Here is a 23440-nt window from a genome sequence, read left to right as displayed (position 1 = left end):
CCCCCTAAAACATGATTAGGATGCGAAAAAATACATATCCAATCAAACAAATCCCACCTATCCGCATGCCGTAATAAATACCTTCACTTATAAATTTAGCTGCCGATATATGGTCATGTCGCACTAAATATCTTTCTAACATGACTGCCCCTATTAAAACCGTTCCCATTACTCCTAATGCAATGTAAGTATGTAGTACCTGATCCGACATATGAAGGAATGCGAAAGGATTAAATGAATTGTATTTACGATTTTTCTTTTCTTTCTCTTCGTATGGTTGATTCATACATTCACGAAAAGAAATTGTTTCCTTCCTATCACGCATTTAAATGTCCCCCTCTATAAACAAAATGAAAAAACTAGTTAAAATATAGGGTTTATATGCCTATTACCTTGATAGCATTATCTTGACCGTTAACTTGGTAGAAACTTTGCTAGTACAAAGGCTAGTTGATTTCGCATCTAATTTGGTAATAAGTTTGCTATATACCATAGTGGCTACCTTGATACATCATATTACGTGGGGCTTGTACATTATTAACACTTTTGTTTAAAAAAATCATGCTTTGGTAAAGATGTGATTAATAGGAGATTTACGGATAGGAGGGTTCACAATGTTTGGCTTGGGGAAACCATTATCAAAGTTTGGTAAATTTTTAAGAAAGAATAATATTACTCAAACTGAATTAAAGGAATGGAGTGGAGTAAATCAAAATACAATTAGTCGTATTTCTCGTTCAAATACATTTAAGCCTTCATTAGGGAACGGCCAAAAACTAATTAGGGCTTTAAAAAGAAAAGGTTACAGCGTAGACTTTGAGGATTTCTGGATGTAATAATCAGCTCTATAAATCGAACTGATTATTTTTTATGGTTAGGAGATTCCAAACTTCATTGTAATTTTCACTAATCAACTATCTAATCTAAGAGAAATAAAATAATGAAATTGGTTATACACAGGAACGATTCTCTATAGTAAGGATTACACAATATTAAAACCTAATATAATATATATCTTTAATATATATAAAGAAAAAAGATAAAACTTTTATACAGAGAAAAAATCTTGTTCAAACATTGCTGTAATAAGGGTTCATAATTTCTCTAGCCGTAAAAAATCATAAAAAGTAAATACTGGGAACGTACTTAATGAGCTGGATGATGATTTAAAACTACAAAATATCGTAAAGTAGATGTATATAAACTACATATAATCATCATTAAATTTATACAGGTAACTGAATAAATAATAAATGTTAATTTCGATGACTTATGAACAAAATTTCCACATTTATAAAAAAACTACCCACAATTTATTAACAAATGGGGCAAAGTTAGGAACATAATCTACTTTTTAAACAGAATTAACAGATGTTTTTCTGATTTTAAGTAGATTTAGAGGTAAAACATGATAAGAACAGTACTTAAGGCTTTATATTATACACATCAGGTCAAAATTATTAAGATATCAACAGAATACTAAAAAATATTTCCGCTTTTTTGTAGATTAAACGACGCAATCGGATTGATAATTCAGAATAAACAAATTAGAAATTGTGAATATCTCATTTTGTTTCACATGCACTGTATGTAATTGCATAAAAAATAGAGAGTTGTGATCATTAAAATTGAAAACTTACTCTCTGTTTTGTTTGAAGTAATACTCTTCACATGTTATCTCCAACACGAATAGCCCTCCACTTTTGCTTTTTTCAAAAATAGAGAGCTGTATCATTACATTGCTGGAAGCAGTTGATCAACCGTATGTGGTATTTCACTTGTTGAACGGTAATATGCTTCTAAGGACTGTAGAAACTGAATTAAATTAAAGTCTTCAGGGACTTCAATTACACGAATCTTTTCCTTCGGCAATCTATCAATTTTTTCAATGAACAGTTCACGAATATCGCTAGGGATTTGATTTCCTTTATACCCACTAGACTTTAATAGTTCGCGAATTTCAATTTCTAACGCTGTATATGCGTTAATATTTACGCCTTGTTCATAAGCGTATTTTCTAAATAATGATTCCTCTTGATACTGCATGTAATTACGATGGTAAGCATCTAAGGTTACAGGTACAGCATATTTCGCATGAAGCAGGTCATGCGCGTTACGGAATAGCTTTTGAACATTACGTAAAGAATATATAGCAAAATGAGTACCAAATTTAAAAATGGCCTCTTCTTGTTCATGTTTAGGTACATTGTGTGTAATTAAAGGATAAATACCAGTTTTAGCAGCTGTATCTAATACACGGTATTGAGAAGATTGCTTTAATAATTTACTTAGTGTATAAACAAGCTTTTTCGGATATCCTTCTTGTCGATCAATCATTTCACGTAAGCCACGGACTACTTGGCGAATTTGACGATGGCAAGAATGTTTTAAAACGTTAATGAATTGGTTCATATCCTTTGCAAATTCAGCAATATTCATTTCTACTAACAAGTTTTCTATGAATTTAGCTTTACGCTTATATGTATCTCGTGGTGTAAATGGGTCACGGTATTCTGCTCCTTCTTCTTTCGCGCATAAGAAATTAGGATGTACAGATAAATGCAATGTTGTGTATTGCTTTTTATTCTTCTTCCCTTTTTCTAACTTGCAAATTTTAAATAAAGGAGATTCGGTAGCAGATAGTTTTGTTTCTAGTTCCTCAAGTACAGCACGAATCTGGTGCGGGTATTTCTTATGTAAATAACGATACATTCCACCAAAGTGAGTTGAATTACCTTGCTCATCAACTTTAAATAAAGAACGTTTCAGAGTAGTTTCGCGTTTCTGCTGCATTGCTACATCCATGAATAGTTTCTTAGCTGCAATGGATAACTCAAAGAATTCTTTGGTAAATACTATCGGGCTAATAAATGTATATGCATTTGCTTTATTCGTTTCTTTATTCATGAAGTCAGTTAAGGTGATTTTATATTTACCACTGTACTCATTTTCAATTGTAATGATGTTATGGAAACTTAACTTCTTCAAAGCCACATAAAATTGCGAGTGGTGAATATGTGCAAATGCTTCTTTATAATTTTTATAATCTTCCCAAAGCATATGGATCGATACATGTGAAAGCTCACCATATGTATTACATTTTTTATGAAGAAATAGAAATACTTCTAGATCAGCATTTGTAATACCATATAGCTTATGTTTTCTGCCCTCATTTCTATCGAATCCACTTACTTTATCTACAATCTTTTTCATTTTCAGTGAAAAAGATGGCTTTGCTTGTTCAACAAATCCCTCTTCATCTGCAATTCGTTCTTCATAGGACATTGAATTCACAATGTCTTCTAGATAGGTATCTTTAAAACTGTAATACTTACCTTCCAAAGCTTCTACTAACTTTTGCCACGATTTAATTGTTACAATTACCGGTGTTGTTGTTTCACCATTCAAACTACGCTTGTTCTTTATAACGAAAGGTTTTGCCATCTTTTTCACCTCCTTTTATGTTAAGTTGCAGTTTTCCCCACAATTAGATATAGAATTTCATTTTTGATTATATCAAATCGAATGCTGGTGAAATCTATCCCTTTAAGAGGAAAAATAAAAAAATGAAACGTGCCCCAATCCCTTGGGGGACAAGGGATTTGACGTTTCATAAAAAAAAGTTTATTGCCACCATAGGGCTATGAAGTTTTTTGAATATGAAACGTAGTATGTTGTGGGGTGAATCTTACTAAACCATTGATTTTATAGGGTTTTACGCTAATTTCGTTTTAAAGTTGTAGCCATCATATAGCTATAACGTTTCATGTTTTGGATTGACTAAGAAATTTCTATAAATTTCGTATAAATACTGATATATAGGGAGTTATAACTGTTTTTAAATGAAAAGTTGTAGCCATCATACCGCTATAAACGTTTCATTTCGTTTCATGTTTCCTGCCATCATATAGCTATAACGTTTCATGTTTTTAAAACAAGTTATATTTTATTGAAAGCTGCTGTAACCCTTGGTATATATAGATTTGTTTGAAGTTTTAAAGTTAAAGTTGTAGCCATCATATAGCTATAATAATTTTATTGCGTTTTCTTTCATATTTAATGAAATGGCTTTATATCAACGTTTATTAGTAAATTACATAGAATAAAATTTTTTTTAGTCGAATGTTTTTCAGGATATTCTCGTTTCATTTTCTTAAAGTTGTAGCCATCATATAGCTATAACGTTTCATAAATTACGAAATTATAACCACAATATAGCTATTCATTATTATAAGTAAGAAGTAATAGCCGCGATAAGGCTATGCAGTTTCAAATAAGGGCCTATAGCCCCGATAAAGCTATAAAGTTTCAAATAAGAGCCTATAGCCCCGATAAAGCTATATAGTTTTAAGTAAGAAGTAATAGCCGCGATAAGGCTATGCAGTTTCAAATAAGGGCCTATAGCCCTGATAAAGCTATAAAGTTTCAAATAAGAGCCTATAGCCCCGATAAAGCTATAAAGTTTCAAATAAGAGCCTATAGCCCCGATAAAGCTATAAAGTTTCAAATAAGAGCTTATAGCCATGATAAGGTTATATAGTTTCAAGTAAGAAGTAATAGCCGCGATAAGGCTATGCAGTTTCAAATAAGGGCCTATAGCCCCGATAAAGCTATAAAGTTTCAAATAAGAGCCTATAGCCATGATAAGGCTATGCAGTTACAAGTAAGAAGTAATAGCCGTGATAAGGCTATGCAGTTTTAAATAAGGGCCTATAGCCCTGATAAAGCTATAAAGTTTCAAATAAGAGCCTATAGCCCCGATAAAGCTATAAAGTTTCAAATAAGAGCTTATAGCCATGATAAGGCTATATAGTTTCAAGTAAGAAGCAGCTGGGGTATTTAAGTTTTGACTTAGAGTAACAAGTTATCTAGGTGTTAAGCAAAAAATCAGTGTGTTTAACTAATTTACTTTTAAAAATTGAAATTGTATTGTAAATTAGTGATTTCACAAATAGAAGCAGTTTTATATAATTAAAGACAAGTAAAGAGGATTTAAATGATCCAAAATAAAAGGAGTAAAAATCAAAAAATGTGCGGATTATTCAGATAACATTTCACCTTAAAGGTTATGTGGTTTTTCATCTAAATGGGAAAAATAAACGCATTTTGATTCAGTCATTCGTTTAAAGTGAACTTCCATCAGTGGGAGTCTTATAGCTTGCGAATTGTGGGATGAAAAATGGACTAAGAATTTAATCTTAGTCCATTTCTTATTTTATATCCATTTTGTATGGAATGTACCTTCTTTATCTACTCGTTTATACGTATGCGCTCCAAAATAATCGCGCTGCGCTTGTAACAAGTTGGCAGGTAGTTTGGCAGTACGATAGCTGTCATAATAAGAAATTGCTGCTGAAAATGCAGGTATCGGAATGCCCTGTTGTACCGCCATTGAGATAATTTGGCGTAATCCACCTTGATATGACTCTACAATTTCTTTAAAGTATGGATCAAGTAAAAGGTTCGGTAGGTCAGTGTTTGTTTCATAAGCCTCTTTAATGTTCTGTAAAAAGGCAGCACGGATAATACATCCGCCTCTCCAAAGCATAGAAATGCCGCCAAAATCAAGGTTCCAATCATATTCATCAGAAGCTGCCTTCAATTGCGTGAATCCTTGTGCATAAGAACAAATTTTACTCATATATAAAGCTTGGCGCACTGCTTCAATTAATTCAGCTTTTTCAACTCCAATTGCTGTTTTATCTTTAGGACCAGATAAAACTTTGCTTGCGTTCACTCGCTCTTCTTTTAAAGCAGAAATGCAACGTGCAAATACAGATTCTGTGATAATAGGGAGAGAGATACCTAAATCAAGTGCGCTTTGGCTTGTCCATTTCCCTGTACCCTTTTGTCCTGCAGTATCAAGAATAACATCCACTAATGGCTTACCAGTTTCTTCATCTTTCTTCTTGAAGATATCGGCTGTAATCTCAATTAGATAGCTGTTCAGTTCACCTTTATTCCATTCAGCAAATATTTCATGGAACTCTTCTGCAGTCAAATCAAGTGTTTGTTTCAAGAAGAAATATGCTTCACAAATTAATTGCATATCTCCATACTCAATACCGTTGTGAACCATCTTTACATAGTGGCCTGCCCCATTAGGTCCGATATAAGAACAGCAAGGCTCGTTATTCACTTTTGCAGAGATGTTTTCAAGCATATCCTTTACTTTTTCGTATGCATCCTTCTGTCCGCCTGGCATAATAGAGGGTCCCTTCAATGCACCCTCTTCGCCGCCTGACACACCTGCACCGATGAAATTGATTCCTTCTTCGGCAAGACGTTTGTTTCGGCGGATTGTATCGACAAAGTATGTATTACCACCGTCAATTAAAATATCACCTTTATCGAGGTGAGGGACTAGAGAATCAATTGCCTTATCTGTAATTTCCCCTGCATTAACCATTAATAAAATCTTTCTAGGTGATTCAAGTGAGTTAACAAACTCTTCAACTATATGAGTACCAACTAAGTTTTTACCACGGTTTTCCTCAATGATTTCATCAACTTTTTCCTTTGAAATATCATATAGGGCAACAGAATACCCTTTGCTCTCAAAGTTAAGTGCGAGGCTTTTTCCCATAACGCCCACACCAACAACTCCAATTTGTAACTTTTCCATATTCCATCGTTCCTTTCCATGTATGTTACTCTGTATTATAGTATATATACCTAGGATAACACTTTAATCAAATAATCAATCTTTTTCATTTCAATAGGCTCTGTCAGTATTCGTGCAAAAGGTTATAGGGACACGGCACATCACTATCAAGATAAAAAATAAAGAGAAATTTTCATCCTTATTAATCAATCATGAAAATAACCGGTTAATTATGAAAAATCACATTAAACAGCTTCCGTATCCCTTTTACTGTTTAGAAAGATCTATACAAATAAACTTAATAATAAAGTAAACCCTAATCCAGCTACAGAAACGATAGTCTCAAGTAAAGTCCATGTTGCAAATGTTTCTTTCATGCTTAAACCAAAGTACTCTTTGAACATCCAGAAACCAGCATCGTTCACGTGTGAAGCAATTAAACTACCAGCCCCTGTTGCAAGGACAACTAAAGCAAGGTTAACATCAGATTGACCTAACATCGGAATCACTAAACCGACAGTTGTTAATGCAGCAACCGTAGCAGACCCCAATGAAATACGTAAGATGGCAGCGATAATCCATGCGAGCAAGATCGGTGATAATGAAGTTCCTTTGAATAATTCGGCTACATAGTTACCAACGCCGCCATCAATTAATACTTGTTTGAAAGCGCCGCCTCCACCAATAATTAAGAGCATCATCCCAATATTCGAGATCGCTGTTGTACAAGATTCCATCACATTTTTGATTGGAATATTTCTTGCTAATCCCATTGTATAGATCGCAACTAGTAAGGATATCAACATGGCAGTATCCGCATTCCCAATAAACTCGATCGTTGCTAGTAAACTATTATCTTTGAATCCCATTGTTTTTTGCAGCAAAGTAATAATTGTAGCGACTGCCATTAAAAGAACAGGCAGTAAAGCGGTAAAAACACTGATTCCAAAGCCAGGAGTTTCTTCAAGTTTAAATACTTTCTGCTCACCTAAAGATTTGATATTACCGGTTTTTGTGAACGCCTCAGGCACTAGTTTTTTTGCAAGTTTAGTAAATACAGGTCCAGCTAACACAACTGTTGGAACCGCTATCATAAAACCGTAAAGTAACACTTCACCGATGTTTGCATGCAATTCACCAGCGATAGCAGTTGGTCCTGGGTGTGGCGGTAAAAATCCGTGTGTTACAGATAAAGCAGCTGCCATCGAAATACCGAGATATAAGATAGAAACTTTTAATTCTCTTGAAATTGCAAATACAATCGGAATTAATAATACTAATCCTACTTCAAAAAATAATGCAATCCCGATAATAAATGAGGCAGTCACAACAGCCCATTGAATGTTCTTTTCACCAAATTTTTTCACAAGGGTCATGGCAATGCGTTGTGCGCCCCCAGAATCTGAAAGTAACTTACCTAACATCGCACCAAGTCCAAAAACGAGTGCTAAATGACCAAGTGTTCCCCCTAATCCCGCTTCAATGGTTTTAAAAATTTTTTCTGGTGGCATTCCAAGTGCTAAAGCAACACCGACCGATACGATGATTAATGAAATGAAGGTATTTAATTTAAAGCGCATAATCAATAAAAGTAATGCTAAAATCCCAATTGCTACAATGACTAATGGCATCGTAGTTCCCCCCTAATCTTAGCTGTATTTGTATTTATCCCGCTATTCGTGGGCAGTAAGGCCCCCCCACCTCGAGATTTAGATAGAAGCGAGGCATGGGGGATTACTGATGAAAGTTTTACTGTATTAAATTTCTTTGATAATTTGCAATTCGTGTATAATCATCTTCTAGCGCCCTTGATAGGTTAATAAATATCGGCAGTAATTGTCTGTATTCTTTTGTTGCTTCTTCTTTCGGTGTATGTTTGTAGGTACTCCCAACCATTTCGGAAACGATTTCAAAGGAATCAATTTTTCCTGTGGCATAGAGACCTAATATACATGCACCTAGACAAGAGCTTTCGTAGCTCTTTGGAACAACGACTTCAGATGCGAAAATATCGGACATCATCTGTCGCCAAACGTCAGACCTTGCGAAGCCGCCTGTTGCTTGAATACGGGTTACAGGACCATCCATGCATTCGGTTAACGCTAAGAATACAGTGTATAAATTATATATAACGCCTTCTAAAGCTGCACGAATCATATGTTCCTTCTTATGTGACATCGTTAAACCGAAGAAGGAGCCACGTACATCTGGATTCCATAATGGTGCACGTTCACCAGCGAGGTATGGATGGAATAGTAATCCGTCTGCACCAGGTCTCACACGTTCAGCTATTTTAGTTAATACATCGTATGGATCAATTCCTAGTCTTTTCGCAGTTTCTACTTCTGATGAAGCAAGTTCATCACGAATCCAGCGAAGGACCATTCCTCCATTGTTTACCGGTCCACCAATTACCCAATGCTTTTCCGTTAAGGCATAACAAAATATTCTTCCTTTTTTATCTGTTTGGGGTTTATCAATGATGGTCCGAATAGCACCACTTGTCCCAATTGTGACAGCAATCTCCCCTTTCCGAATTGCATTCACACCTAGATTAGAAAGCACCCCATCACTAGCACCAATGACAAACGGTGTTTGTGAATCGATACCAATCTTTTGGGCTAAATCTGGATTGCAGTTGCTAAATATTTGGGTGGTTGGTACGAGTTCAGATAATTGAGCTGGTGTTATACCAGCAATTTTTAAAGCTTCCTCATCCCAATCTAGTTTTTTTAAGTTCATCATACCCATGCACGAGGCGATGGAATGATCAACAACATATTGATTAAAGAATTGTTTGAAGATATATTCTTTGATTCCAATATATTTCTTCGTTCTAATAGCAATTTCCGGATAATCATTCACAATCCATGTAATTTTACTTAATGGCGACATTGGGTGAATAGGTGTTCCTGTTCGTCTATAAACTTCATGGCCATTCAGTTCATCTTTGATTTTATGTGCCCATGCTTCACTGCGATTATCTGCCCAAGTGATACAAGGCGTCAGCGGATGATCATTTTCATCCATAGCAATGACACTATGCATAGCACTGCTAAATGAAATAAACGATGGTTTTTTATCTGAATGCTGTTTCGTTATATTTAATATGGCTTGTAAAACAGCTTGGAAAATCTCTTCTGGATCTTGTTCCGCTGTGGATATATCCGGTGTGCGAAGTGGATAACCAATATTCTCGGTTTGGATGACTTCGCCTTTTTCAGTAAATAAAACTGCTTTCGTACTTGTTGTACCGATATCTATACCTAACATATAGCTACTCATGTCCTTGCTCTACTCCTTTAGATAACATTTGTTGTGACATCCAAAAATCTTCAACTTTCCCTTGAACATCATCAAAGTTTTGATGTAAGGCCTCAATCATGAGGGCTCGATCTTTTGATTCGATTGCTTTTATATAAAGCTCATGATTTTTAATAACTCGTTCAAAGTCTTCGTACTTTTCCTTGAAACGAGTACGCATTGATAAAAGGATTAAGCTTTCCATAACAGGCTTTAAATTATTCCAGATCATCAGGATGTAGGAATGCTCAATGGTTCGAATAATCGTTTCATGGAATAAGAGATCTTGATAAGAAAACTCATCAGAATCATGATATTTAATGGCGATTTTCATCATTTCCATTATTTTATTTAGTTCTCTTACTAAATCATTTGTGTCCATCTTTACAAGTCGCTCAAAGATAAACTTTTCTATAAGTAAACGAACATCATATATTTCTTCGATTTCTTTCTCGGTTAAACCAATGACAACTGCACCCATTCTTTCTAAGCGAATAATATTTTCAGAAGCTAGTACTTTTAATGCTTCACGAACGGGTGACCGACTTACAGAAAAATCGGCAGCTAATTTATTTTCTGATAGGATGGTACCGCTTTCAATTTCACCTGCAATAATGCGCATTCTCAGTTCGCTCGCAACACGATCACCTGTAGAAGCTTTTGAAAGCCATTTTTCAGGATAAAGAAATTCCATTGATTTCGCCATAAATTCACCTCGTGTTAATCAAGTATACTTGTATACAAGTATTATAACTCGGATTTTTAATTATGCAAGCGCTTTTATTGTTTACTTTGGTTCTTTTAGAGGAAAGCTCCATAATTATTAAGCTAACAAATCGAGTCGCTCCAAAAACTATTATTGTTGATGAAGAAGATTTAGGGAATGGAAAACTGAAGAATAAGATATCCAAGGATTTACATCAACATATTTACCACTCGGGTTTACAACTTTTTAAATCAAAAATATAGATGTTAAAAATGTAACAGTAACTGAATTTGAGCATAAAAAACTTTTAAAAATTGGAATTGTATTGTAAAGTATTGATTTTACAAATAGAAGCAGTTTTATATAATTAAAGACAAGTAAAGAGAATTTCAATGACTCACAGTAAAACGTGTAAAAAAACAACGATTATGTAGATTATTCAGACAACATTTCAACTTAAAGGTTATATAGCCATCATATAGCTATGGCGTTTCACATTTTTAAGATTCAAATTATATTTGTAATTAACATTGTTAGGAGGTATTTAAATATGGAGAAAGTGTTAGCATTGTTTAGTGATGCCCTCCTACTTGCTGCTCCAATTTATGAAGAAAACAAGCAGTTATGGGCCAAATGGAATAAATATTATAAAGAAGTACAAGAGAATCACGATAAATTAGTAACATCAGCTAATATGTCCCCTTCCTTTTCGACACTTGTTTCTTGGTTAGGTCAGAAACAAGAGCAAGGGACATCGTTGTTAAACATTTATGCCAATCTGAATAAATATAAAATTGAGATTCAAAATGTACTAGATAAGATTATTGAACAAGAATTCGAAGAAAAAGTTGAAGCAGTTGAACCAACTCAAATTTCAATTTTTGAAGCTAGTCAGGTAATAGAACATATAGAAGATATATCGGATGATTACTATCCTGTAACCAATGACGCAATGTACTATCAATTACGTGATGGAATAGCAAAAAATCATTTTGAGGAAGATGAAGCAGTAGCAAAACCGGTATTACCATTAGAAACGAAAAATTCAAGTGGAGTTGCACAACTATCCTCACATAAGGATGAGGATTTGAGACTTGTTAACACAAACGAAGCAGAGAGATGGTCCATATTGGTCGATGGAGTAATTAGTAATATGGATGACCTTACAGCAGATTGTTTGGATACCATTACAATCCAGTGGTTAAATCAAGCTAAATCACCAGATGAATTTATAGATTTTAGTTATGAAAATGTATTAGAAATGTGCAATATGCCAAAAGCATCTGCAAATGGTGTAGAGTATTATCGAGCAGAAGATAAGATAAAAATAGCACAACGTATAGCAGCTTTAGCTAGTATCTTTATTTATTTGAATGATGATAATGAAGTTGTAGTACTGAATGATCAAGCAGAAACGGGGCAGCAATTCGAAGTAAAACGTGAAGTCATTAAAAGGCTATTCGTACTCGATTCAGTAGTGTTATGGAGAGATAAGAATACTAATGAATATATGGGCATAGAATCCTGTAAGATTAAACCAGGTAGTTTCTTATCAGGCTATTTGTATGGCTCTAATAGTACAACTGCTTTATTATCGAAAAAAGCACTAGAGTATAATAGCTATAGACATAAGTTTCATAAACGTTTAATTCGTTATTTATCATGGCAGTGGAGAATTCGTCAGCAATACAGTACTTTAAAAAGACCATACTCCATTGGTGGAGAAAAAGGTTTACTATCTGTAATGGGTATCAAAACTACGAATGGACGTCCACATCGAATTCGAGAACAACTAGAAAATGTTTTAATTGACTTAGAAAAGGAAAATGTCATTTCACATTGGGCATATGCAGAAGAATTGGATGAAACAAAAATAGGAGAACGCAATTGGTTTAAGAATTACTTTGAAAAGTTGGGAATCATTATTTTACCTCCAAAAGAATTAATGAATAATATAGATAGTATGGTGAAGAAAAAGACAATAGATACGCAAGAGAAGCAAGAGGAGCGTTATATTGCAGATACAGTAAAACAACCTACTGTAGGATCAGAGGATATGATTCGAGAGAAAATTATGCATCAACATATGCATCAAAATAAAACAATGCGTGAGATAGCAGATGAAATAGGACTATCCCCTGCTACGTTATCAAGATTCTGTAATAAAAAAATGAAGCGTATTTCAAAAAGCGTTAATGAAAAACTGAACAAGTGGTATGAGAGACAAATGATTATAGAGTCTATGTAAAAAGAAGCAGATACCTTTACAGAGGTACCTGCTTCTTTTTAGTTTGTTCATATTCTGCTGTTGCTTTGAAATAAACTTTGATTGAAAATACCTCACAGACTCGTACTTTATGGTAAACAAGGAGAATTCATTTTGAAAAAAGATTGATCAAAATGAATTCTTATCTAACAAATTTAAGTTTCGATTTTATAAAAAGTTTGATCATTTTCTACCTTTATTCTTCAACAAACGTGCCCATTTCTTAAACAACATACATCGTATTATAATTTAGACATATAGACAAAACCCTAAATTACCAAGTGTCTTGTAGCTCTTTGGATATCTATTCGCGATATTGTGTTCATACACTACCGATTGATACGTTTCCGGATAAATTCTCAAGAATGTCATGTAACCTCTCAGCAAACTCTTTATGATGCACTGTGTTATAGCACTGTGTTATAGCCCACATGATGTCCTGGAAACTCTGTGAATTCTGTTCCGAGGTGTTCTGCTAAGTTGAATGCGCAATGGTAAGGAAAGGATTCTCGTGAAATACTTCCACCGGCTGGACGTACCTGTATCGATGCAGGTTTTAATGGGGGCTTTAATGCATCGATGTTTAAAGTATAGCTGAGAATTCCCGGGATTTCATACTCAGTGAAATAAATCGAGTTGCCGAGTAGTAGCTCTGTTAGCATATCCTTCGATGGTCCAGAATTGCTATCATCAATATTTGACAATAACTTCATGACCTCACTTTGATGATTCCCTTTAAGGTCTTCCATGAAATTTATAGCCTGCTTCAACTCATTTTCAGGTAAAAGTTGTAATAAAACCGGTTCGTGTGGGATTAGTAACTGTAGCTGCTCAGGATGGCGTATGCACAAATCAAGTCCGATGACAGCACCTGAACTACTTCCGAATACATAAGCCGGTTCATTGGTCAGATTGGCTAGCAGCCGGTGAGCGTCTTCGCTATGTGTGTGCACATGGTAATCCTCAGTTTTATTGACGAGATTGCTACGGGAATGACCACGACGATCGTAAGTAACAACGGTATACCATTTAGCAAGATGGTCGGCGATATTATGGAACTTGTCGGCATCACCACCCCCACCATGAATCAAAAGAAGAATTGGACCCGAGCCACGCACCTCATAATAGATGCTTGCTCCAAGTACTTGCAATGTTCCGTTTTTTACTAAACTCATTTGTACATTCTTCCTTTCTTTTGTCATCTCCCTTAACATTACATGATTGCTGAATGATATAAAATGCAGGAAATAACTAAGAAACAAATTCACCATAATAAAAAGCAAGGAGCATCATTTCACCTGTGCTTCCTTTTTATTCATTTAGAGTAGACAATTTTTTGATTGTTTCAATGGAGAGATGATATTCATCAGCTATTTGATTAATCGTTCTACCGTTTAATAGAAGCATTTCTTTCATCGATCATCTTTCTTGTTCTAGAATGTGTACCCCGTCTCTGATAAGAGCTTTTAGATTTAGGAATATATATTGATTCTTCTTGAACATACTTCTGAATTTCTAATATCAGTTTTTTAGGTAAAATAGCCGTTGCTTTTAAATAGCGCTTCTGCCAGCCCCATATCTGCCTGTATTAATCCATAAATGCACTCAATTGCTCGGTGGATATCATGTGTACATTTGCACATAATAAGGTTGTTAAATGTTAAAGTCAGGAGGGTTTGTATGCAACATAATAAAAAAGCTATAGAAAAGTCTAGTTCTATTATGAAACCAAATTTTGCAGAAACTGATGCGCAAAAAGTGAAACAACAAATTCAAAATGATGTAAGAGAAGGACAAGGAGCAATGACTTCCCGAGAAGCAGGTGCAATGCGGGATTAAGAAAACCACTCCTTACTGTTATTTTATTTTTCTAGTGAAATTTTAACCAGTAAGGAGCTATTCCTTAACCTGCTTTTGGTTCTTAAAAAGTCATTTTTCACTCCGAAATAACGTTTATTTCATGGTTTACTTGTATCTGGTACATTTTCTTTCTGAACAGCCATTACTTCATTACTTTTTGCGGATTCTGTTGTATTAGAAGTAGCAATTGATGCTGTAGTGCCTTCCTTTTCTAGCTTAGGAGCAGAATTCCTTGAGTAATTTTGCACAGACTGATTATTTGTTAACTCCCCTTCATTGTCAGTATCATCTTCATTATTATAAAAATCGTAAGTATCAGGATTTAACGTTTGTAACCAACCTTCTATTGCAGTAGGTGCTGTTTTAGGTGTACTCAATTCTTCAATTACAGTTTCTTCACTATCAACATCTGTATCAGTGACATAATCATCATACTTAATTTCCGTATCCAATGACTCTTCACGAATTTTTAACCAATAAGCAGCTGCGTCTGCATCAACTTGAATCTTAGATACTTTAAACTCAGTGTCAGGAACAAAGTTTGCATTTACTTGTGTTCCTCCTTGAAGCGCATTATCTTTAACAATTTTAGCAGCCCACTGGAATGCTTTTTGAATTAAGATATCATATTCAGAAAGAATGGATACCTCTGTTTTCAAATAAGAGTATGATGTTCTACGTGTACTTTGTGTTTTTTTTAGCTGTTACCATATAAATTTCTTGATCAACTTCATGTGTTTCATATATTGTTTTTGTCCCCAGTAGCTTATTGGGAAATTTAGCATCTTTATTAGTAATATCATCATAAACAAGTTTGTTCCTAACGGGATATCCATGAATCTTTGGTCATGTTCAATTGTTAATTGATTAATTGTTTGTGCAATAACAATTAAAGAAACTAAATATATTATTTTATTTAAAGCTGTATACAAGATTTATTTAGTACATCTATGTTTATAGTTTAGCTGATTTTAATCGCTTTATGGCTTTATATGTGAGTTATAGTGATTATATTGATATGAAATTGACAAGTTATACTGACAAATTTATAGAACTTAATTTCAAAGAAAACCAAATGAATCACAATTTTATGTGTTATTTCTGCAAATCTCAGAAATAACTATGGAATTAATAAAAGAAATAACGAAATATAACATGACATTGACATCCCCTTACCTTTCTGTAGACAATCAACAGAAAAATGGGTTATTAAAAAAGAAGCGGAATCATAAAAATCTGTTTAATAAACTAAGTGTTTTATATAAAACTATATAGTTAAAAAGTAATACTTAAGAGGTATTACTCTTTTTTTATAGGGATATATACACGTTTTATTTATAAGTCTTTCATATAAGTCTTTCAAATAGGTCGTGTAATAATTTGTGGTGATATTCTATTGACATGAAATTAATATAAAAGCATACAAAACCTTTAATTACAAGTGTTCATTTATACGTCTTACATATAGTTTTTACATACAAGACGTATAAATCTAATGACCATGATATTAGTACGCTATTTTAGGAGTAATATATATTAGAATTATAATTCTAGATAAAAATATACATAAATACTGCACTCATATTTATTATTTAATAGTTATTGTTAGTTATATGAAATCTGATATTAACATGTTTTGTTCACTTCTTATATGAACGGCTTTCATGTACGTCTTATATATTTGACATTGATATATAGGACGTTGTTTCAATTTTATATTTTGTAAATATTATATAAGTCTTATATATAACGACTTGATATACGTCTTACAATGATGTAATATATTTTTAGGAATAATTAACCAACGTTTTAAGGGGGGGACAACTTGAACGAGGTATTAAGCGAAAAATATAAACAAAACAAATTCACTGAGGAAGTTGTGGAAATGTTTGCAGACATTATTGAAGGAGACGAAATACTCTACAATGTATTTCATTACATAGGATCTCAAGTAAACAAACAATACCAAGAGACAAAGTATATGAGAGGAATCTCAATAAATGAAATAGTAGAAAGTGTTGTTATTGATAGGAGAGTAAAGAAACCTAAGGGTAAATCCTATTCATTAGAACTTGAAAGAACTAACATCTCAAGAAGATCGGCAGAAGGTAGTGTTGCTACTTTAGCTTCAATGTCATTAATAACAGAAAAAATTATGCATCCGTATAAGTTTTTAATTTCAACTATTAGGGGACAACAAGTATTAGTTGAATTAGGGAAACGTAAAAAAAGTAATGAGAATAAGGGAGAGATAAAATAATGGCAAAAAACTTTCTAAAAAACGAAGTAGCTGTGAAAATGACTATGGTTGGTTTTGGTCAAGCTGGAACTAGAATGGTAGATAAATTTGCTGAGTATAAGCATACAGACGGTACAGCAGTTTATAATTGCCTAGCATTGAATAGTAATGATGGAGATTTAGCTGAACTGAAAAATGTGCCAAAAAGTAACCAAGTTTCACTAAAATTAGGTGGTTTAGGTAAGAATCCTGAGCGTGCTGTAAAGGTTTTAGAATCTAATGAAGAAGCTAAAGATAAACTAAAAGAATTTATAACAGAACGTGTTAGACCAACTGATGAATTAGTACTATTTTTTGCAGGTTTAGGCGGTGGTACAGGTACATCTACAATTATTCAAGCAATTGAAGAATTCTCCGCTTTTCATAATAAACCTGTAATTGCTGAAGAACTTAAAAGTATGGCAATGAAAATTCCTAGAGAAGAATTAATAAAAAATCAACAAAAGTATGCAAGAATTGCTTTCAATAATGCTATTGAGCGTAAAGATTTCATTAAAATGGGTATTGTAGTTACACTTCCAGTTAGAGCGGATGGACCTGATGTACTAAGACAGGTGAATAAATTTTCACAAGAAATTTGGAAGTTAGCTAATGATCCAGCAAAAGGCGTTGCATTTGTTGTATTTGCAGATAACCAACACTTCTATGATGAGTTCAAGGGATTAAACGAAAATGAGAAAAAAGGTATTGGAAACTCACGAGACTATGCAAACCAACGAATTGGAGATATTATTCATGAGTTAAATACAGCTGCAAATGGTTCAGGAACATCAGTAATTCTAGATTCTCAGGACTTTAAACGAATTTTACTAGAAAGAACAGGCTGTTTAGTAATTAATAAGGTTTCACGTAATATGAATCAAATTGAAAACAGTAAAGAAATTGTAGATATGTTCTCAGAATCATTGAAAGGAAGCTCATTCCATCACCCTATTGACCTGATGAAGACAAATGAAAATGGAGATTTAGAGGCATCAAAGGTACATCATTTTGGGATGTTAGCAATTTTAGATGAACAGAAGAACATTGATGATTCATTTATGGATGATGCAAAAGTAGAAGTAACAAATAAACTACCAATCAATGGAACTGTTTTTAATGGTTATTTAGTGAGTAAAAATGACTTTATGGGTAGCGTGTATACTTTCTATAAGACAGATGCACTACCATCTCGATTATCTAAAGGATTAGTTGAAGAATATAATGAATTTAAAGAAAAACAAAGTCAAATTCAATATACAAAGTCTCAAATTACTACTATTGAAGCGCAAGATCCGGACGATGATTTCAATATTAATTTTGGTGATTACTTTGAATTAGAACCAGATAAAGATGAAGAACCACAAGCTCAAAATGATGAAGAATTAGCGGCATTTATGGATCCTGATAAGATGTTCGGAACTAAATAAAAAATAAGCTTGGAATCTTCCAGGCTTATTTTTCTGTTTTCATTACATTTTTCATGTATTCAATCATGTTCTCATCAATATAGTTTTCTATGAAAAGTTGTTTTCTCGCAAAATCTTCCTCTTTTTTAAACCAGCCAACTTTTTTAATACGAGTTTCTTCTGGTTGTGCACTCCACTCTCTTTCAGCTTGTTTTCTTAACTCTGTACGCGCTCTATGTTGAATTATCATATTATCTAGTCTTTCTTGTCTTTGGCGTTCTTTTAACTTTTCAGGGTCTTCTGGTTCAGGGAGCACTGCACGTATAGCATCTTCAAACTTTCCTTGATACTCTAATTCAATGTTTTGTAAATGCATTTGAATCTTTTGCTCGACTATTTTTTCAATAGTCGCTGCAGTTTCCTGCATGTTTAATTGGGTTGAGACTTCACTGCTTTGATTTTCTGGAGAAACTGGTCTTAGTTCAAATTGATGTGGTAAAAGCTCAATAATTGCATCTAGCGACCACTTTTCATCCCTCTTTAGCTTGATAAATAAAGCTATGTCTAAATCCAGTGTGTTATATAGCTTTTCATTTGTATTATTGGTTCTTAATGTTCCGTGTAACCCTTTTTCCTCTAGGATATTGAACCAATTGTATACAGTGTTATGATGTCGGCCTACTAGTTTTGAAAACTCTGTTATTCGCCAAGCTTTTTCAAAAGTATCTTCATGACTAGAGTTTGTATTATTTGACTCCATATGTTCAGTTGTATTTTTGTTATCTTGTTCAATCATCGTTATACCTCCTTGAAATATAATGGCCATAGCAAAATGGAATTAATATATAAAGTGAGATTGACATGTTAAGTGTCTTTCGACGATATAAACCGTAATACCTTCATCGATTGACATTCACATGAAATGTGTCATTGATATATAAAACACCACTCGTTAACATGAAGTTGATAAATAATGGTTTGGAATTAACTATTGTTAATGCCCTCTTAATAATCCGTTAGTTATTAATGATTATTGTTGCTATGAAATTAACAAATTAGTCTACAATATATTAATGATAAGAAAATATTAGTGATTTGTAAATAAATTATAAGGAAATAGCATTAAACTTAAAGACTTAAAAGCTAAAAAGTATGTATAAATCTAAAGCGAAAAGACCATACTAATAGTAAATAAAGGCCTATATTTACTATAATATATGATACTCGGTAGTAGAAAACCAAGAACTGTATAGTTAATTGGTTTCAGTAGGTCTTTAGAATGCACGTGAAGGCTATTATAGTTTATTGAAGTACTTTTATGCGGTTTAATATAAACTCACTTTTTATAGCGGGTATCGCCTTTTGCAAAGGATCTCTATATAATCAAAATTGTTTTTGGATACTATCAAAATACTTTCAAGAATGATATCTTCTCCGGTTTATCCAGTGAATTTTGCTATAAAAAAAGCCTTTTAATAGATGTAGAATCTAAAACTCTATTTGTATGTATATTCTCAACTTTAGAATCAATAATTATCAATGTCATGTCAATACGCATGAACGATAGTTGATGTGACACTACCATTAATTGATAACTATCCTTGTCAACATGTCAATCTCAGTTTACATATCAATTACAAATGAAGAGAAAACTGTTAATTTTGTTGTGTTACTAATAAGGAGCTATCAATTGTATGGATTTCTTATTAGTTTCTAGCCGTAATTATAGTTCTTTTAGGATTTTTTTTATTTTTCAATAGAAACCTGTTGTGGTAGATAAATTTTTAACTAATGAAGATTTCGAAGACTTAAAATCTGCATCTATGCGTATTACAACTACATAATTGTTAATGTCATATTGATGTTTAATGCAAATTATTGATATGACATTAACAATATAGATAGCATTTCTCTCTACGTATCGCTTTTAGACTCTATGTCAATGATAAACAAAGGCTGAAAAGCATTGAATTGCTGTCGTCATTTATTATTGCAATTATATTTTTAACTATTTTTTGATAGTGTGAAAACAACTTCAAGGATAGATCGTCACTAGATTTGCTTCGAGCAAACCGCCACAGAAGAAAATTTTCATCAATATAGATTTTGGAATCTCGAAAGCCACAAACATTTTTCCTTTTTGGTAACCTTTTGTTAATGTTATATCAATATCGATTAGAATATTATTGATAACAAAAGAATATAAACACTCAACATATCAATCTCAGGTTATATATTAATGATAAATTTATAACTAATGCAGATCTTGGGTCTTCGTGATTTGCATTTTTATGTATTTCAACTACTTAATCGTTAATGTTATATTAATGTTGAATACAAATTGTTGATATGAGATTGACAATGTAGACAATATTCCTTTCTATGTGTTGTATATATTAATGATAAATAAAGGGTAAAAACCATTGAATTGCTGTCATTATTTATTACTCAATTGAATTTTTAACTATGTTTTGATAGTGTCAAAACTTTTTCTGGGATAAATCGTCACTAGATTCACTTCTAGAAAACTACCACAGAAGAAAAAATCAGCCAATATAGACTTTGAAATCTTGAAAGTTATAAATATTACTTCTTTTTGACACCGGATTATTAATGTTATGTCAATCTTAATCAAAATGATATTGGTAACAAAGAAAAAATCACTTAACATGTCAATCTCAGTTGATATGTTAATAACAAATGAAGGATTAAAAATTAGTTATCTTTTCAACGTTATCAACATGAGATTGATAGTTATATGTTGTTTCTTTTTTTATATCTTACTAGCATTGAAACATTTTCGATGCTAGTTTATCAATTAACATTAGTCCATACAATTTATTGCAATGGACTAATGTTCAACTAATATAGATCTTGAAATTTAGATAGGTAAAAACATTTCTGATAAGTGTCTGCTTGTTAATGTTAATCGATGGATGTTAGTGATAAAGTTTATGCGCTTCGGTCGATATGTTAATCTCAGTTGATATGTCAATGTTACATGCGGGTGAGATGTATTAATTTTCTATTGGTATCAACATGAAATTGATAATTATATGACTGTTTTATAGTTTTAGTTCTAAATTGTTTTTAAGTAAGATTAAATATTTTTGATTAAAATACAATGTTATGACATTTGTTTGCAAGTAATGTGTTATGGTTAACAATAATACACTTAATAGCGCAATTAATTGATTAGTAGAAAGTATACTGTACTCTAAAAAACCAGCAAAGAAACATTAGTAATCCGTTAATAAGGTGAATTTTTATTTAATGATATTCGGGTAAATGTCATGTGAAGTTTAAAAATCATAAAATTAAACATATATATATTATGTATTTTTAATCATATCTTATTTTATTTTTTTCTAATTTTCAAATAGAACATACATTTCAATGGCTGAAAGGCTTCTCAGCTATTGAGCTTAATAAATCTGAATTCCTTATAATTAATCCAACATTTGATATGTAGTTCTCTCAAATGCGTTGTGATGAAATTTCACGTACCAAATTTTTATTATATTTTTATAAAATAAGTTAATAAAGGGATTAAAGTACCCTCATGGAAAGTAATATCAATAAGAAATTTATACTTAATTAAGTTAAGTGAAACAAAACAGCATCAAGCGGTGTTACAATGATGTTAGCAAGCTTTGGATTAGCATTAGCTGGATCTGTATTAATGTTCCGTCGTAAAAAGACAAACGCATAAAATAGTTCCTTAAAGCGGCAGGAGAAATCCTGTCGTTTTCAAATGGAGTGATAAAAGTAAATAAAAAACAATGGATAGGCTTATGTTTAACTGTTATTGGACTTACTATCTTTTCCTATTATTTTCTAGAATGGTATGGTGCTAGACAATCAGCAGAGTCGTTAACAACGAATGAGGCTAAACAATATGCAACCTCCACACCTTCTAAAGAAAATGAAACAACAAATACAGAACAAGCAGAAACTGATACGTCATTACAACCTGAAGAAGCTGTACAAATTCCCGCTTCAAAGGTAAACCATCAATTAGGAGATAAAGTAGCATATTTAATTATCCCTAAAATACAAAAGAAATACTCTGTATATTGGGGAGCTGATGATAAAGTACTAAAAAAGGGTATAGGTATGTTTGTTAGTGACTTAACTACTACACCATCAGGAAAGAGATATACAGTTTTAAGTGGGCATAGAGATACTGTTTTTACTGAGCTTGGTCAACTAAAGGAAAATGACCAACTTATCGTGGAATATGAAAATAAAACATATACATATAGAATTAACAAGCATTGGATAACTGATTCAGAAGATCGAACAGTTATTGTAGACAAAAATGAGCCGACATTAACGTTAACAACTTGTTATCCTTTTGACTATATAGGAGACGCTCCAGATAGGTACATAATTGAATCATCTCTACTTTCCATTCGGTGAGTATGAGAGTTCAATACATATTATTAAAATTAAGATGCTTCAATTCGGATGAAGGCACTAATCTTGGACCTGGTTTTTATACGAGTACTCCAAATGGTTGGAAATTTAACGCACTTGAATAGAAAGGAGAAATAAGGATGAATGAGAATCAAATGATGCCACTTCAAGCAGGTGAAAGCTTTCCTTTTATGGGGAGGCTGGTGGATGCAGAGCGTACAGAGACAGGAATTTTTGTTCAAATACCTGCTGATATGTTAAATAATACTGGTATTCTAAAAGGTATGAGCAGGGTTGAAGTATGGAGAGAGTTGGATGGGACAGTAAAATTTCGAATTGCTACGCTGTGTGAAATATGTAAACGCGGAGCGCGTTTGTACCCAGTGGATATGGGATTTGCGAAAAAGAATATTCGTCTAGAGTGTTATACATCACTTACTGGGAATTATCCGTCACAAGAATCACAAATTAACGAAAACAAAATACAAGTAGGCCAGGGGCAGCCATAAGCTGTTTTTTATTTTGCACAAAATACGGCTTTTACAACAAAACGAAGCGTGCTTATAGCAGGCTTTTTTATTTTGCTGGAAAGGAG

14 protein-coding genes and 5 pseudogenes are annotated in these 23440 nt (G+C 33.0%); 9 read left to right on the top strand and 10 right to left on the bottom strand.

Going from position 1 to position 23440, the window contains the following annotated elements; all coding sequences use genetic code 11:
* Window positions 1-4: 4 nt before the first annotated feature.
* Window positions 5-325 (bottom strand): hypothetical protein, encoded by a 321-nt coding sequence (locus ACTFSL_RS23940; RefSeq protein WP_088339112.1) that lies wholly within the window; start codon window positions 323-325, stop codon window positions 5-7.
* Window positions 326-614: 289 nt separating this feature from the next.
* Between ACTFSL_RS23940 and ACTFSL_RS23935 the strand changes: the two genes are divergently transcribed.
* Complete coding sequence (locus ACTFSL_RS23935) at window positions 615-836, top strand: helix-turn-helix domain-containing protein (RefSeq protein WP_061668076.1); 222 nt, start codon at window positions 615-617, stop codon at window positions 834-836.
* Between the two features lie 898 nt (window positions 837-1734).
* Here ACTFSL_RS23935 and ACTFSL_RS23930 read toward each other — a convergent pair.
* From ACTFSL_RS23930 to gntR, 5 genes are all read right to left on the bottom strand, one after another.
* Window positions 1735-3444, bottom strand: coding sequence for a hypothetical protein (locus tag ACTFSL_RS23930; protein ID WP_088339113.1), 1710 nt, complete (start codon window positions 3442-3444; stop codon window positions 1735-1737).
* 1771 nt (window positions 3445-5215) lie between these two features.
* Window positions 5216-6625 (bottom strand): NADP-dependent phosphogluconate dehydrogenase, encoded by a 1410-nt coding sequence (gene gndA, locus ACTFSL_RS23925; protein WP_063538845.1) that lies wholly within the window; start codon window positions 6623-6625, stop codon window positions 5216-5218.
* Between the two features lie 263 nt (window positions 6626-6888).
* Window positions 6889-8235 (bottom strand): gluconate permease GntP, encoded by a 1347-nt coding sequence (gene gntP / locus ACTFSL_RS23920; protein WP_001131719.1) that lies wholly within the window; start codon window positions 8233-8235, stop codon window positions 6889-6891.
* Window positions 8236-8353: 118 nt separating this feature from the next.
* Window positions 8354-9889: a gluconokinase gene (gntK, locus tag ACTFSL_RS23915; RefSeq protein WP_063538841.1), complete on the bottom strand. Its 1536-nt coding sequence runs from the start codon at window positions 9887-9889 to the stop codon at window positions 8354-8356.
* Window positions 9882-10613, bottom strand: coding sequence for a gluconate operon transcriptional repressor GntR (gene gntR, locus ACTFSL_RS23910; protein ID WP_061667515.1), 732 nt, complete (start codon window positions 10611-10613; stop codon window positions 9882-9884). The genes gntK and gntR overlap by 8 nt, the downstream gene beginning before the upstream one ends.
* A 550-nt stretch (window positions 10614-11163) precedes the next feature.
* Between gntR and ACTFSL_RS23905 the strand changes: the two genes are divergently transcribed.
* Entirely contained in the window at window positions 11164-12861 is a 1698-nt protein-coding gene (locus ACTFSL_RS23905) for a helix-turn-helix domain-containing protein (protein WP_063538837.1), read from the top strand.
* A 340-nt stretch (window positions 12862-13201) separates the two neighbouring features.
* Here ACTFSL_RS23905 and ACTFSL_RS23900 read toward each other — a convergent pair.
* Both ACTFSL_RS23900 and ACTFSL_RS23895 read right to left on the bottom strand, forming a co-directional pair.
* Window positions 13202-14054 (bottom strand): annotated as a pseudogene (locus ACTFSL_RS23900) (alpha/beta fold hydrolase).
* Window positions 14055-14190: 136 nt separating this feature from the next.
* Window positions 14191-14458: pseudogene (locus tag ACTFSL_RS23895) on the bottom strand (CD3324 family protein).
* Between the two features lie 101 nt (window positions 14459-14559).
* Between ACTFSL_RS23895 and ACTFSL_RS23890 the strand changes: the two are divergent.
* Entirely contained in the window at window positions 14560-14718 is a 159-nt protein-coding gene (locus ACTFSL_RS23890; RefSeq protein ID WP_164876550.1) for a hypothetical protein, read from the top strand.
* Window positions 14719-14843: 125 nt separating this feature from the next.
* Here the strand turns inward: ACTFSL_RS23890 and ACTFSL_RS23885 are convergent.
* Window positions 14844-15644, bottom strand: a pseudogene (locus ACTFSL_RS23885) (hypothetical protein); the annotation flags it as partial.
* Between ACTFSL_RS23885 and ACTFSL_RS23880 the strand changes: the two are divergent.
* The 3 genes and pseudogenes from ACTFSL_RS23880 to ACTFSL_RS23870 form a co-directional block, all read left to right on the top strand.
* Window positions 15631-16014, top strand: a pseudogene (locus ACTFSL_RS23880) (hypothetical protein); the annotation flags it as partial. The pseudogenes ACTFSL_RS23885 and ACTFSL_RS23880 overlap by 14 nt on opposite strands.
* A 550-nt stretch (window positions 16015-16564) precedes the next feature.
* The gene (locus tag ACTFSL_RS23875) at window positions 16565-16999 is read left to right on the top strand and encodes a hypothetical protein (protein WP_001006721.1); all 435 of its coding nucleotides are present in this window, start codon (window positions 16565-16567) and stop codon (window positions 16997-16999) included.
* Window positions 16999-18447: a cell division protein FtsZ gene (locus ACTFSL_RS23870; protein WP_063538830.1), complete on the top strand. Its 1449-nt coding sequence runs from the start codon at window positions 16999-17001 to the stop codon at window positions 18445-18447. Before ACTFSL_RS23875 ends, ACTFSL_RS23870 begins: the two co-directional genes overlap by 1 nt.
* A gap of 25 nt (window positions 18448-18472) precedes the next feature.
* Here the strand turns inward: ACTFSL_RS23870 and ACTFSL_RS23865 are convergent, their stop codons facing one another.
* Window positions 18473-19222, bottom strand: a complete 750-nt coding sequence (locus tag ACTFSL_RS23865) for a hypothetical protein (protein ID WP_063538828.1) — start codon at window positions 19220-19222, stop codon at window positions 18473-18475.
* Window positions 19223-22042: 2820 nt separating this feature from the next.
* On the opposite strand from ACTFSL_RS23865, the pseudogene ACTFSL_RS23860 reads away from it, so the two are divergent.
* From ACTFSL_RS23860 to ACTFSL_RS23850, 3 genes and pseudogenes are all read left to right on the top strand, one after another.
* Window positions 22043-22138 (top strand): annotated as a pseudogene (locus ACTFSL_RS23860) (LPXTG cell wall anchor domain-containing protein); the annotation flags it as partial.
* Between the two features lie 47 nt (window positions 22139-22185).
* Window positions 22186-22848 carry a class D sortase gene (locus ACTFSL_RS23855; protein WP_063538826.1) on the top strand — a complete coding sequence of 221 codons (663 nt, stop codon included), beginning with the start codon at window positions 22186-22188 and terminating at the stop codon, window positions 22846-22848.
* Between the two features lie 137 nt (window positions 22849-22985).
* Window positions 22986-23354, top strand: a complete 369-nt coding sequence (locus ACTFSL_RS23850; protein WP_063538824.1) for a hypothetical protein — start codon at window positions 22986-22988, stop codon at window positions 23352-23354.
* The last annotated feature ends 86 nt before the right edge of the window (window positions 23355-23440 follow it).

This window comes from Bacillus cereus group sp. MYBK108-1, from assembly GCF_051917185.1.
GTDB lineage: Bacteria > Bacillota > Bacilli > Bacillales > Bacillaceae_G > Bacillus_A > Bacillus_A cereus.
This window is presented reverse-complemented; position numbering and strand designations above follow the sequence as displayed.